Here is a 12,428-nt window from a genome sequence, read left to right on the forward strand (position 1 = left end):
GCGGCGACGGCGCTCCCACTCCGTGACGGGCTCGGCCCACCGCCCGGCCCCGACACACCACGGACGAGCTGCCGCCGCCTTGAGCCTACACCTGGTTTACCAACCTTCAATGGAGACATACAAGGACTCACGGAGACACGGAGGAGCACGGAGGAGAGCTCAGGATCGCCGTTCCCGTGTACCTCCGTTCCTCCGTGTGTCCTCCGTGTTGAAGGCTTCTGGTCCTTGAACTTTCTCAACCAATCTACCTTTGGTCGCGTGCGCGCGCCGGCCTCGGCGTCGAAGTGCAGAACCATTCTCCACCGCGGAGTATCTGGCGGTCGTTGCGGTTCTTGCGGTTCCAAGTGCTCTTAACACGGAGGCGCACGGAGGAGACACGGACGAGACACGGACGAGACTCGGAGGTAAACGAGGGAGTGCCGCGACGCGCCTTCATCCTCCGTGAGACCTCCGTGGACCTCCGTGTCGAGCTTTTCACGTTGCGGTCACCGGCGCCCGATGCGGCCAGTTGCGTGGAGCGCAACGACAAATGGGTCCCAGCTTTCGCTGGGACGTTGGGCGCTGGGACGTTGGGCGCTGGGAAGGTGAGCGCTCGGCGCCGTTTTTCGTTCGCCCGAACCGGCCAGCCGCGTGGAGCGCGACGACAAATGGGTCCCAGCTTTCGCTGGGACGTGGGACGCTGGGCGCTGGGACGGTGGGCGCTGGGAAGGTGCGCCTTCGTGGATCACTCCACCCGGTAGTCCCACAGCTTGAGCGGAAAGCTGTTCGGGAGCACGACGATCTCGTCGATGCGCACCGTCGGTGGAAGCGACGCGAGGTAGACCACCACCTCCGCCACGTCCTCGCTGCGCATCATTTGTGCCCTCACCTCGGCGGGAATCGGGGTCTCCTTCTTGTCCCAGATCGTCGTATCAGTCGGACCCGGGCTCACCACGCTCACGCGCACGCCGTACTTGTGGTTCTCGGCGAGGAGCGCTTGCGTGAGCCCCGCGAGCCCGAACTTGCTCACGCCGTACGGTGCGACGTTAGGCGCCGACTCGTGGCCGGTGATGGAACCGACGTTGATGATCGTCCCCCGCCGGCGCTCGCGCATCCCGCGCACTACGGCGCGGCAGGCGAGGAAGGCGCCGCGCAGGTTCACGTTGACGATCCGGTCCCACTCCTCGAGCGGGTAGTCGGCGACCTCGATGGGGCGCACGGTGCCGACCCCTGCGTTGTTGACGAGAAGGTCGATCGCCCCCAGGTCGCGCTCGGTCGCGGCCACGGCCGCGTCCACCTGCGCGGCGTCGGCGACGTCGCACCGCAGCGCCAGAGCTTCACCGCCAGCTGCACGAATCTCGGCGGCCACCGCTTCCACGTCGGCGAGTGTGCGCGAGCAGGCGGCGACGCGCATGCCCGAACCCGCGAGGCCCAAGGCCGTGGCGCGCCCGATGCCGCGCCCGGCGCCAGTCACGAGCGCCACCTGCCCGGCAAGCCGTGCGCTCTGCGTCATGCGTCGCCTCCCGCCAGCTGCACGGTCACGCCGCGCTGCGCCGAGCGTAGAATCGCACTCTGGACCTCCACGACATGCAGCGTTCGTGCGGCCGATGTCGGCGTGTCGAGTACGCGCGCTCGCACGGCGTCCAGGAACGCGGCCAGCGATTCGGTGAACGCCCCCTGCAGCATCCCGTTCACCTCGGTCGCGGTGGCCGGCCCGGCGAACGTGACGCGCTCGCTGTGCTCCTGCGTGTACAGCTTGAGTTCCCGCGTGCTCCCGCCCAGCCAGAGCGAGCCGCGCCCCCCCAGCACTTCGAGATACGAGTCGGCGGCCAGCGGGAAGGTGTCGGGAAGGATCCACGACGAGTGCAGGGCGATGACGGTCCCGCGCGCGGTGGTGAGGAGCGCGGCGTAGCCATCGACGCGCCCCTCCAGAGCGCGCTGCTCGCCCAGCGCGCCGCGGTGCGCCACCGCGGTGACCGAGACCACGCGGTCGCCTAACCAGTGCAGGATGAGGTCGATGTCGTGCGACGACATGAAGTGGATGGGGGTGGTCTCCGCGCTCCACGGGATCATGCGCTCCGGGACCCAGCTCGCGTCCCACCGGTGCGACTGCACGAAGGCCGGCGTGCCTAACGCCCCGTCGCGCACCAGTGCCTCCACCCGCCGGTGCTCGGCGAGCCAGCGCTGCGAATAGTTCACGATGAGCACGCGCGAACGCTCCCGCGCCAGCGCGACCATCGCCCGCCCCTCCGCCTCGTCGATCGCCAGTGGCTTCTCCACGAAGACGTCGACGCCCGCCTCGAGGCACGCGGTAACGGGTTCGAGATGCAGGTGATCGGGGGTGGCGACGCTCGCCGCGCGAACCTCGCCGCTCCCGTTAGGCCCCACCGCGGCGAGCATCTCGCGCGTCGTGCTGAACGCACGCGCACCCTTGCCAGACGCGACGTTGGCCGCGCGCGTTGCATCGGGGTCGACGACGGCAACGAGCCGCGCATCGGTGCGCTCGTGGTACACACGCGCGTGACGGCTGCCTAGGATGCCGGCGCCGATGACGGCGACTCCAACTGGATCGAGGGACATTTTGCGAAAGGACGAGAAGCCTGCCCCAGCGAAAGCTGGGAACGAGAAGACGAGAAGACGAGAAGACGAGAAGACGAGGCCCCGCCCCAGAACATGCTGGAACCGGCCCCAACGAAATCTGCGCTCCAGGCGCTCAACCGTCACGCGTGCGACGTGCTCCGTCACGCCAGTCGCTCGATTTCGCCACACGCGCACCACTAGGGCTCCTACGAGTTGCGTAGCCAGTGGTCATACGTCTTATTACTGACACTCGCATCTATACCCGTTCGCCCTCGTGCTAGGGTCGCTGGGTGCGAGTCCCCCCGGGAGCAATCCCGGGGGTTTCTTTTTGCCCATGGTCGAGGGAGCACGACAACGGTCGAGTCGGTCGAGTCGGTCGAGTCGGTCGAGTCGGTCGAGTTGGCCGAGGCGCTGTGGGCGCTCCAGGTGACGCCGAGTTATTCTCACGTCGTTCGCTCTCGCCTTCCATCCTCGCCGGAGACTCCCTGTGGCGCGCACTGAGTCGACGATGCTCGCGCTCGGCACCCTCGCCCCCGACTTCGCACTCCCTGACGTGGCGCATGGCCGCGTCGTGACGCGCGACGACGTGCGCGGCGACGTCCGCGACGGCAAGCCGCTCCTCGTGATGTTCATCAGCCGGCATTGCCCGTACGTCATCCATGTGGCGCAGGAGATCGCACGCGTGGGACACGACTACGCAGGGCGCGTGGCAATGGTCGCGATCGCCGCGAACGACATCGCCGGCTACCCGGACGATGCCCCGTCCAGCATGCAGGCGATGGCGCGCGACTACGGCTTCACCTTCCCCGTCCTGTACGACGAATCGCAGGAGATCGCGAAAGCCTACGCCGCGGCCTGCACCCCCGACTTCTTCCTCTTCGACCAGTCGGCGCGCCTCGCCTATCGAGGGCAGCTCGACGACGCGCGTCCCCGCAACGACCGCCCCATCACCGGTCGCGACCTTCGCGCCGCCCTCGACGCCGTCCTCGCCCACCAGTCGCCAAGCCCCGAGCAGTTTCCCAGCCTCGGCTGCAACATCAAGTGGCGCCCCGGCCACGAGCCCGCGTACTTCTCCACATCACCGCGTTAGGCACACGCGCGAACACCAGGACGGGGGACAAAAGTCGAGCGACGGCCGCATCGCGGCCGCCACTCCCGTCCCCCGTCCCCCCCCAGCCTTCGCTGGGGCAAGCTTTCTCCCGTCCGCTCTTCACGACGAGTAGTACGCCGCATTCTCCTCCACATACCCCTTCGTGAGGTCGCAGCCGTACGCCGTCGCCGACGCCTCGCCCAGCCCGAGGTCGACCTGCAGGTCCACCACCTCCGCGGCAAGCGTCGAGCGCACCATCGCATCCTCGAAGGACAGGCGCATCCCTCCCTTCACCACCGCGTAGCCGTTGATCCACGCGTCGGTGCGCTCCGCCGCGATGGGGAGTTCAAAGCACTTCCCGACCGCCATGAGGAGGCGCCCCACGTTAGGGTCGGCGCCATGCACCATCGTCTTCACCAGCGGTGAGTTCACGAGCGACTTGGCAACGCGCCGAGCCTCGTGCTCGTCGCGCGCCCCGCGCACGGTGGTGCGAATCAGGTGCTCGGCCCCTTCGCCGTCGCGCGCGAGGATCTCCGTCATTCGCACGCAGCTCGCGGTGAGTGCCGCCTGGAACGCCGCTTCGTCCACCGCGCCCGCCAGTCCGTTCGCCAAGATGGCGCAGGTGTCGGACGTGCTCGTGTCGGTGTCGACGGAGAGCATGTTGTACGACACGTGCACCGCCTCGCGCAGCATCCGGTCGAGCGTGCCGGCATCGAGCGCCGCGTCGGTGAAGATGTAGGCGAGCATCGTCGCCATGTTGGGCTCGATCATCCCCGACCCCTTGGCGACGAGGGTGATCGTTGCAGCTCCCACGCTCACCGACAGCGCCTTGGGGTGCGTGTCGGTGGTCATGATCCCTTCGGCGCCTAACAACGGATCGTCGGAGAGCTCCGTCATGATCCCGCGCACCCCCGCCTCGATCTTCTCGATCGGGAGCGGGACACCGATGACCCCGGTGCTGCTGACGAGGACGTGATCGGCGCTCGTCCCCACCTCGGCGGCTGCCGCTGCCGCCATCCGCCTGGCGCGCTTCACCCCTTCCGCGCCGGTGGCAACGTTGCTGCACTTGCTGTTGGCGATGATCGCCCGCAGCCGCCCGCCCTTGATCGTCTCGCGCCCGAGGATGATCGGCGCGCCGGGAAAATGGTTGCGCGTGAACACAGCCGCGGCTTCCGCCTCGACGTCGCTCACAAAGAGCGTCAGGTCCCGCGCCGTTGGCTTGAGCCCCACGTTGCGCGACGCGCAGTGAAAGCCGCGCGGAAAGCGCGCCGGCTGATGGAATGCAATCGAAGAAGTCACGTCAGGAAGTCGGAATGAATGGCCCCCGCGAAAACTCCCCACACCATCCCCCCCGCGCCAGTGACGAAGAAAAGAAACGCCCCCACCCCCATCCCCTATCTCGTCTTCTCGTCCTCTCGTCCTCTCGTCTTCTTCAGAATGACTTCATCCAGATCGAGATGCCCCTGCCACGCCGCCACCGGCTCCCCCAGCAGGATGAGGCGCGCGATGTGCCCCACGATCCCCGCCGCGTAACGCGCCTCGCTCGCCAGCTGCGGATAGCCACGCAGCTCGCTCCCGATCTTGCGCAGCGACTTGCGCGACCGCTCCGAGATAGCCTCCCATCCCCCCAGCCAGTTGGTGAGCGCGACATAGAAGTCCTTCGTCGAGGCGAAGTCGCCGCGTGACCGATGGGCATCGGCGTTGTCGCCGAGGAAGGGCTGCAGCGCCGGATCGTTGCCGTATGGCTCGATGCTCACGAAGCCCCGCTCGTCGGCGGCGTACAGCACGTTGCGACCGATGCGGCGCGCCTCCTGCCGCACCAGCCCCTTGATGGGGAGTGAATCGCACTCCTCCAGCACAAGGTCGACGCCACGCAGGAAGTCGCCGATGTTCTCTGACGTGACGCCCCCGTGCAGCGCCCCGACGCGCAGGTACGGATTGAGCTTGGCGATGCGGCGCGCGACGATCGTCGCCTTGGGGACGCCCAGGTCGTCGCACCCGCCGCCGAGTCGATTGAGGTTGGAGAGGTCGAGCGCGTCGAAGTCGGCGAGCCAGATCTCCCCGCACAAGTGCTCCTGCGCCACGTTGACCGCCGCCTCGCCCCCTACCGAGAGTCCGATCACCCCGATGCGCTTCGTGCGTAGCAGCGCCTGCTCCTCGGCGGTGAGCTTGTCCTGATTGCGGTTGGTGATGACCGCGAAGTAGCCGTCTTCTCCCAGCAGATGGACGACGCGCCGGTCCCACGGGAAGTGCCACCACGTCCCGATGGCGTCGCGATCGCCCGCGGCGCGCACGATCGCCGCGGCATGCGCGTGCAGCGTGGCAACGTCGCTCACCGACGGATGGAGCACCTGCACCAGCTCTTGCAACTGGCGGTCGATGGAATCGTGCACGGTGAGGTGCCGCGTGGCGCAGAGGGCGCGGAGTGCGTCGCCATCGCCCGGCTGGAGGATGATCGGGACGGGGCGCCACGTCTCATGCGCCGCGATGTCGAGGGCGTCCAGCGCCTCGCGCCATTCGGCCAGGGTATGCAACCGATCCACAGCGACAATCGAGGGGCGGTCGACGGCGGTCACAGCGCGAGCTCCCACGTCTGCCCTATGAGCCCTTCGCCGAACATCGTATGCGGCGACTCCTCCACGAGCGTGAACCCTTCCTGCTCGTAGATGCGTCGCGCCGCATGCAGGATGCTGTTGGTCCACAGCGTGATCTTGCGGTAGCCGAGTTGCCGCGCCGTGCGCAGGCACTCCTGCACCAGGCGCCGCCCCAGCCCGGTCCCGCGCGCGGTGGGTTCCACGAGGAGGAGGCGGAGCTTCCCGATCGTCTTGCTCTTCCGCACCAGCATGATCGAGCCGACCACCTCGCCACCGCGCTCGGCGATCCAGCAACGGTCGCCCGTGGGGTCGTAGTGCGCGACGTATTCGGCCACGACTTGCGCCACCAGCGCCTCGAAGCGTTCGTCCCACCCGTACTCGCGCGCATACAGCGCCCCGTGGCGATGCACGATCCAACCAAAGTCGCCGACGTGTGCCGGCCGGATGACGATGGGGCGCCGGCGCCCCTCGTCGGTGCGGGCGGGGTCGAGCAGGCGGCGCAGGGTGCGCATCGCTCCCACCAGTTCGCGCTGCTCTTCCGGCGACAGGTGCGCGACCGCGCGATCGACGTCGGCATTCGAGCGAGTGTCGAGCGATGCGAAGGCGCGCGCCCCCGCGCGCGTGAGCGCGAGATGCGAGTGGCGCGCGTCGCGCTCGGAGCGCGTGCGCGCCACCACACCACGCCGCGAGAGTCCGCGCAGCAGGCGGCTCAGGTATCCCGCGTCCATCCCGAGGTCGCGCGCCAACTCGGTTGCCGTCGGCCTGTCGCGATGCGCCAGCTCGTACAGCACGCGCGATTCGGCGAGCGTGAAGGGCGAGTCGAGGAGCCCCTCGCGTAGCGCCCCTACGCGCGCCGTGTAGAAGCGATTGAAGGCGCGCACCTCCGCGCGCAGGTCGTCGTGGGCCGCCGAGGCGGTGGAGGCAGGGAAGGGCGACGGTGTGCGCTTGGCGGCCATGCAAGGATCCTTCGTTGTCGTGAGCGCGCGGGGGCGGTGATGGTTGATAGTGTCCAGCAATTGCTTGCCAATGTCAAGTAACGTCCCCCGCCCATGCCGTACGCCGCATTGCGGCGCCGCCTCCCCCCGCCAAGCACACCCCCCCCACCCCCACTACCTTCCCCATCTCCCGTCTCCCGTCCCCCGTCCCCCGTCCGCCCTTGAAGCTCGCCCTCACCCGCGCCGTCTCGCGCTCCATCGCCGAGTGCGAGCTCACGCACGTCGAACGCACCCCGATCGACCTCGCCACGGCGCGTGCCCAGCACGATGCGTATGAGCAGGCGCTCGAATCGCTCGGCGTGCGCGTGGTGCGCCTCCCCGAACTCCCCGATCGCCCCGATGCGGTCTTCGTCGAGGATGCGGCGCTGGTGCTGGACGAGGTGGCAGTGCTCACGCGCCCTGGCGCCGCCGCGCGACGCCCCGAGGTCGACGCGATGGCCGGGGCACTCGCGCCGTATCGCCCAGTGGTGCGCATCACCGAGCCGGCCACGCTGGATGGTGGCGACGTGTTGCGGCTGGGGCGCACGCTGTACGTCGGGCTCACGCAGCGCACCACCGCCGAGGGGATCGCCGCGCTGCGCGCGCTGCTCACGCCATTTGGCTACGAGGTCCGCCAGGTGCATGTCGCAGGCGCGCTCCACCTCAAGACGGCGGTCACGCAGGTGAGCGACGAGTGGATCCTCGTCAATCCGGCGTGGGTCGATGCGTCGCACTTCGAAGGCTACGACGTCCTCACTGTCGACCCCGCCGAACCGTTCTCTGCCAACGCCGTCTTCGTGAACGGTGGCGTGATCCATTCGACCGCGTATCCGCGCACGCAAGCCATGCTGCGCGCGCACGGCATTCGCGTGGTGGGAGTCGACGCGTCGGAGCTGGCCAAGGCAGAAGGGGGCGTGACCTGTTGCTCGCTCATCTTCGACGTGCTGGAGCACGCAAGCCCCAGGGGGTGACGCCGCTCTACGACGGCGCGACAAGACGCTGCCGCACGACGCACGATGCGCGACGCACGACGGGGCCCGCACCGAAGTGATGCGGGCCCCGTCGCCTACCTGTTCATTGCCTGCGTACGAGCCTGCCCGCGTTCGCGGGGCGACGCGCTACTTGTGGCTCAGCTTGTAGACGTAGGCGGTCACGGCGCGACGCTGGTCGTCGCTCATCGGGACGCCGCCGTCGGGGGGCATCATGCTCGTGAACTTCTTGGGCTGCGACACGCCGTTCTTCACCGTGTTGTAGATCCCTTCCCACGAGCCATCGCTGTGCAGCCACTCGGTGTCGGCCAGCACCGGCGCGACTGTTCCCTGTGCGCCATCGGCGCCGTGGCAGGCCTGGCACGACGTGGCGCCAATGAGACCGTGGAACAGCGAGTCGCCTAACGCGAGCATCTGCGGCGTGATCGTGGCCGGGTCGAGCGAGGCGGCCGCGGCCGGCGCGGCAGGCGCGTCGGCGGCCGGGGTCTCCTCTGGCTTGGCTTCACCGCCGCCGCCACAGGCGGCGACAATCGCGGTCAGGATCACGAGGGAGCTCAGGGTGCGCATGGATGGATGGTCCTTGGGGTGTCGGAAGGCGGAATCCTGGGGGGAACACTCGATCATTGCAAATGAAATAAATCTCCTGCAGGTATGGGGTCAGGGACATCCGGAGTCAATGTCGCCGGAACCCCCACGCGTTGGGCCCGCCCCTGTCACGAACGCGGCCGTCTCCGCGGCTAGAAGTCTCGCCGCTTGAACGCCCGCAGCGCAAAGAGCCCGGGGGTGAGCGTCCAGATTGCCAACCCCGCAAAGGCGGCCACCATCCCTAGCGGTGACCCCATGATCCGCTGCATCACCGCCCCGGTATACCCCATCAGGGCCGAGACGTCGAACCGGAGCACCAGGAGAACGCGCGCCAGGTCCACGGGGTTGGCGAAAGAGAGCGCCAGCATCGGCACCTCCAGCGGGTAGTCCTGGAACGCCATCGCGACCCACAGCACGAGCCCGTCGTAGGCCACGGTCATCAGGAGCCAGACGGCGAGCGCAACGCCGAGCCCCTTGAGGCGGTCGTCAACCAGGCCGGCGATGAGCACCGCCAGCGCGCTGAAGACCGCCGTGAGCGCGCACCCCGCCAGGAGCATGAGTGCCAGGAGGGGGAGCGTGTCGACGTCGGTGGCGCGGTGGACGAGGACCGGAATCGAGACCCCCACCACGAAGGCGGCAGAGAGGGGGATCACCAGCCCGGCAAAGAGCCCGTGAAAGAGCGTCGTCCGCGCCACGGGCTGCGACAGGAGGAGTTCGTTGAACTCGCGCGCCCCGTGCCAGTAGATGGTCCCGAAGACGATGCTCACCAGCGGGATGAGGAGGATGACGACGTTGAGCAGGGAGAGGAGGGCGCGCGGCCCGCTCCCGCCCAGCCGGAGCAGTACATCGGTGATGGCCAGGAAGAAGAGCGCATAGCCAATCACCCACCGGTTGCGCAGCACGTCCATCAGGACGTAGCGCATGATCTTGAAGATCGTGCTCATGCGGTGCGGGCCTCGGCGGAGTGGGGCGCGGCTTCTCCTTCGGATACGCCACGCCGCATGAGGTACGCGATGGCGCGTTCGAGCGTCGACTCGCCGGTGAGCGCCTTGAGCTCGTCCTGCGTTCCGCTGAAACGCACCTTGCCGTCCAGGAGGAAGGCGATGCGGTCGGCAAGCTCCTCCAGCTCGCTCAGCACGTGCGAGGTGAGGATGAAGGTGCGGCCGCCCTCGCGTTCCTGGCGGATCTTGTCCTTGAGCACCCCGCTGGAGATGGGGTCGAGCCCGGCGGTGGGCTCGTCGAGGAGGAGGAGATCGGGCCTGAAGAGGAAGGCCAGCGCCGCGTTCACGCGTTGCCGCATCCCCCCCGACAGCACGCGGATCGGCGTCTTGAGGATCGGGGCGAGGTCGAACTCCTCGACCAGCTGCTCGTCGCGCCCGGCGGCGGCGCCGCGCAGGTCGGCGAGCATGCGGAAAACGTCGTACGCGGTGAGGTTCTCGGGAAAGCGCGCCGCCTGCGGCATGTAGCCAAGGTGCGCGCGATAGGCCGAGCCGCCATCCAGTCGCTTGCCGTCGATGAGGACTTCGCCCGCGTCGGCGCGCACGAGCCCGAGGAGGATCTTGTTGAACGTCGTCTTCCCCGAGGCGTTGGGGCCGATGATGGCCGTGACCTCGCCGCGCGCCACGTCGAGGTCGAGCCCCTGCAGCACGTGCAGGCGCCCGTAGCGCTTGTGGAGTCCCCGGGCCCTAACCACGGCGTGCATCCGGGGCGGGGCGCTTCATCAGCGGGCGCTCGTCCAGCAGCGTCTCGGGCGTCAACGTGGGAATCACGCGCTCGGCGAGGTCGAGGAGGTCCACGAGGAGGGAACGCAGCAGGATGAGCGTCGGCGGCGACTGTTCCACCACCAGGGAGAACAGGCGCACCGGGGCAAACGGGACGTCGCCGATGCCGTTGCGATCCAGGTCGTAGCCACGATAGCGGTCCCAGTAGTTCTCGCTGAAGCGCGACACGTTCTCGCGCGAGTTGGTTCCCACGTCGAACGCGTTGCGCGTGAAGATGTTCCCCTCGTACAGGTTCCCGGTGGCGTTGGCCAGCGTCTTGAGCGCCCACCCGTTGCCGTCGAAGGTGTTGCGCAGCACCACGTTCCGGTTGGCCCCCTCCAGGTACAACCCCACCGAGTTGGAGCGGAACTCGTTCTCCTCGATGCGCGAGTCGTTGATGTCCTTGAGCAGGAGCCCGTACGCCGCGCTCCCCCAGTTGTGCTCGAACCGGTTGTGCACCATCTCCACCCGGTTGGAGTACATCACGGCGACGCCGTTGGCGTTGTCGCGATAGAGGTTGTCCTCGTAGTGGCAGTCGTCGGAGAACATGAAGTGCATGCCGTAGCGCGCGCTCCGCTCCGTGTGGTTGCCAATCACGCGCCCCCGCTTCACGAACTCGAAGTAGATCCCGTCGCGGTGGCCGCGCACGTCGTTGCGCAGCACCTGCACGCGCTCGCTGGACCAGATGTGCACGCCGTTCCCCGATACCGTCTGCGCCGACTCGTGCCCGCGCACCACGTTGTCGGCCACCACGCAGTCGTGCACCTTGGCGAGGTAGATGGCAAAGAGCGTCTGATCCAGGCGGTTGCGCTCGATGCGGCAACCGCCGGCGTCGTGCACGAAGATCCCGGCACGCTCTTCCGACTGAGAGGGGCCGGTGTTGCGCACGGTGAAGCCGCGCACGGTGACGTCGTCGGCCGCCACCTCGAGGATGGTGTGCGTTCCGCCGCCGTCTATCACCGCCCCCGAGTCGCCCTCGAGCGTGATGCCGGGGCGCGTGACACGAATCGTCGGCTCGGCATAGACGCCGGCGCGCACCACGATGCGCGATCCCGGCGCCGCCTGCTGCAGCGCGTCGGTGATGCGCCGAATGGCCCCCGTGGGCGCCACCTCGAGCACGGGGGCGCTCGCGGTGCGCTGGGCCAACGCGTTAGGCGCGGCCGCGACGAGCCCCGCGAGCGCGGTTGCGCTGAGGGCGCAAGCTATCGCCAATCGCGAGGCGCACGAGGTGAGGAGGGGTCTCACGGTGCGCAATCTACGGCCGGGACGTGAAGGGAAGGAACCGGTGCCTGGCGCGGCGGCGTCAGTGCGCGTGCGACGACGTGTCGTGCGACATGGTGTCGTGCGCCATCGAGTCGTGCGACATGGCGCCGTGGGACATCGAGTCCATGGCACTGGCGCCCTGCGGCGGCGCCGCCACGCGCGATCGCACCTGTTCCCACGTCAGTACCTCACCCCCGTACTTCGCCACCAACTCGGCCGGCGACACGTTCGCCGCAAACGACGTCACCTGGCGCCCCATGGGGCTGTGCAGCGAGCCGCCCAGCAGGAAGCGCGCATCGGTGGCCGGGACCATCCCGCTCCCGTTGAAGTCTGCCACCCAGATTCCCTCGAAGCGCGCGGTGTCACCCGCCTGGGCAACATAGCCGGCCAGGCACTCCACCGCATCGAAGGTGACGATGCGCCCAGTGGTGGTGCGGACTTCGGCGCCGTAGCGCGTGTCCGAGATCGCCATCTTGCAGAAGTCGCAGGAGTCCTCGCCCACGATCAGGGGGCGAGGCCCCCGGTCGCGCTGGCACCCCGCCAGGAGTGCGGCGCCAAGTGCCAGCGCGAGGAAATGACGGAATGCAGCTGCGTTGAGGGGACGCATCGCTATC

12 protein-coding genes are annotated in these 12,428 nt (G+C 68.4%); 2 read left to right on the plus strand and 10 right to left on the minus strand.

Annotation, left to right across the window (positions count from 1 at the left end; translation table 11 throughout):
* Window positions 1-724: 724 nt before the first annotated feature.
* Complete coding sequence (locus tag IT359_17500) at window positions 725-1,492, minus strand: SDR family oxidoreductase (GenBank protein ID MCC6930790.1); 768 nt, start codon at window positions 1,490-1,492, stop codon at window positions 725-727.
* Complete coding sequence (locus IT359_17505) at window positions 1,489-2,559, minus strand: Gfo/Idh/MocA family oxidoreductase (GenBank protein MCC6930791.1); 1,071 nt, start codon at window positions 2,557-2,559, stop codon at window positions 1,489-1,491. The genes IT359_17500 and IT359_17505 overlap by 4 nt, the downstream gene beginning before the upstream one ends.
* A gap of 487 nt (window positions 2,560-3,046) precedes the next feature.
* On the opposite strand from IT359_17505, the gene IT359_17510 reads away from it, so the two are divergent.
* Window positions 3,047-3,649: a thioredoxin family protein gene (locus tag IT359_17510; GenBank protein MCC6930792.1), complete on the plus strand. Its 603-nt coding sequence runs from the start codon at window positions 3,047-3,049 to the stop codon at window positions 3,647-3,649.
* Between the two features lie 120 nt (window positions 3,650-3,769).
* Here the strand turns inward: IT359_17510 and argJ are convergent, their stop codons facing one another.
* From argJ to IT359_17525, 3 genes are all read right to left on the minus strand, one after another.
* Window positions 3,770-4,948 (minus strand): bifunctional glutamate N-acetyltransferase/amino-acid acetyltransferase ArgJ, encoded by a 1,179-nt coding sequence (argJ, locus tag IT359_17515; protein MCC6930793.1) that lies wholly within the window; start codon window positions 4,946-4,948, stop codon window positions 3,770-3,772.
* A gap of 95 nt (window positions 4,949-5,043) precedes the next feature.
* Window positions 5,044-6,225 carry a ThiF family adenylyltransferase gene (locus tag IT359_17520; protein MCC6930794.1) on the minus strand — a complete coding sequence of 394 codons (1,182 nt, stop codon included), beginning with the start codon at window positions 6,223-6,225 and terminating at the stop codon, window positions 5,044-5,046.
* Entirely contained in the window at window positions 6,222-7,199 is a 978-nt protein-coding gene (locus tag IT359_17525; GenBank protein ID MCC6930795.1) for a MarR family transcriptional regulator, read from the minus strand. The genes IT359_17520 and IT359_17525 overlap by 4 nt, the downstream gene beginning before the upstream one ends.
* Before the next feature lie 200 nt (window positions 7,200-7,399).
* Between IT359_17525 and IT359_17530 the strand changes: the two genes are divergently transcribed.
* Complete coding sequence (locus tag IT359_17530; protein ID MCC6930796.1) at window positions 7,400-8,188, plus strand: hypothetical protein; 789 nt, start codon at window positions 7,400-7,402, stop codon at window positions 8,186-8,188.
* Window positions 8,189-8,335: 147 nt separating this feature from the next.
* On the opposite strand, the gene IT359_17535 is transcribed toward IT359_17530, so the two are convergent.
* From IT359_17535 to IT359_17555, 5 genes are all read right to left on the minus strand, one after another.
* Window positions 8,336-8,773, minus strand: a complete 438-nt coding sequence (locus IT359_17535) for a cytochrome c (protein MCC6930797.1) — start codon at window positions 8,771-8,773, stop codon at window positions 8,336-8,338.
* A 170-nt stretch (window positions 8,774-8,943) separates the two neighbouring features.
* Window positions 8,944-9,735 (minus strand): ABC transporter permease, encoded by a 792-nt coding sequence (locus tag IT359_17540; GenBank protein MCC6930798.1) that lies wholly within the window; start codon window positions 9,733-9,735, stop codon window positions 8,944-8,946.
* Window positions 9,732-10,484, minus strand: a complete 753-nt coding sequence (locus IT359_17545; GenBank protein ID MCC6930799.1) for an ABC transporter ATP-binding protein — start codon at window positions 10,482-10,484, stop codon at window positions 9,732-9,734. Before IT359_17545 ends, IT359_17540 begins: the two co-directional genes overlap by 4 nt.
* Window positions 10,477-11,796: a nitrous oxide reductase family maturation protein NosD gene (locus tag IT359_17550; GenBank protein MCC6930800.1), complete on the minus strand. Its 1,320-nt coding sequence runs from the start codon at window positions 11,794-11,796 to the stop codon at window positions 10,477-10,479. Before IT359_17550 ends, IT359_17545 begins: the two co-directional genes overlap by 8 nt.
* A 58-nt stretch (window positions 11,797-11,854) precedes the next feature.
* A complete protein-coding gene (locus IT359_17555) occupies window positions 11,855-12,421 on the minus strand; it encodes a nitrous oxide reductase accessory protein NosL (GenBank protein ID MCC6930801.1) in 567 nt (188 codons plus the stop codon).
* Window positions 12,422-12,428 lie beyond the last annotated feature (7 nt).

The sequence above is a fragment of the Gemmatimonadaceae bacterium genome, assembly GCA_020852815.1.
In the GTDB taxonomy this organism is placed as follows: Bacteria; Gemmatimonadota; Gemmatimonadetes; order Gemmatimonadales; family Gemmatimonadaceae; genus SCN-70-22.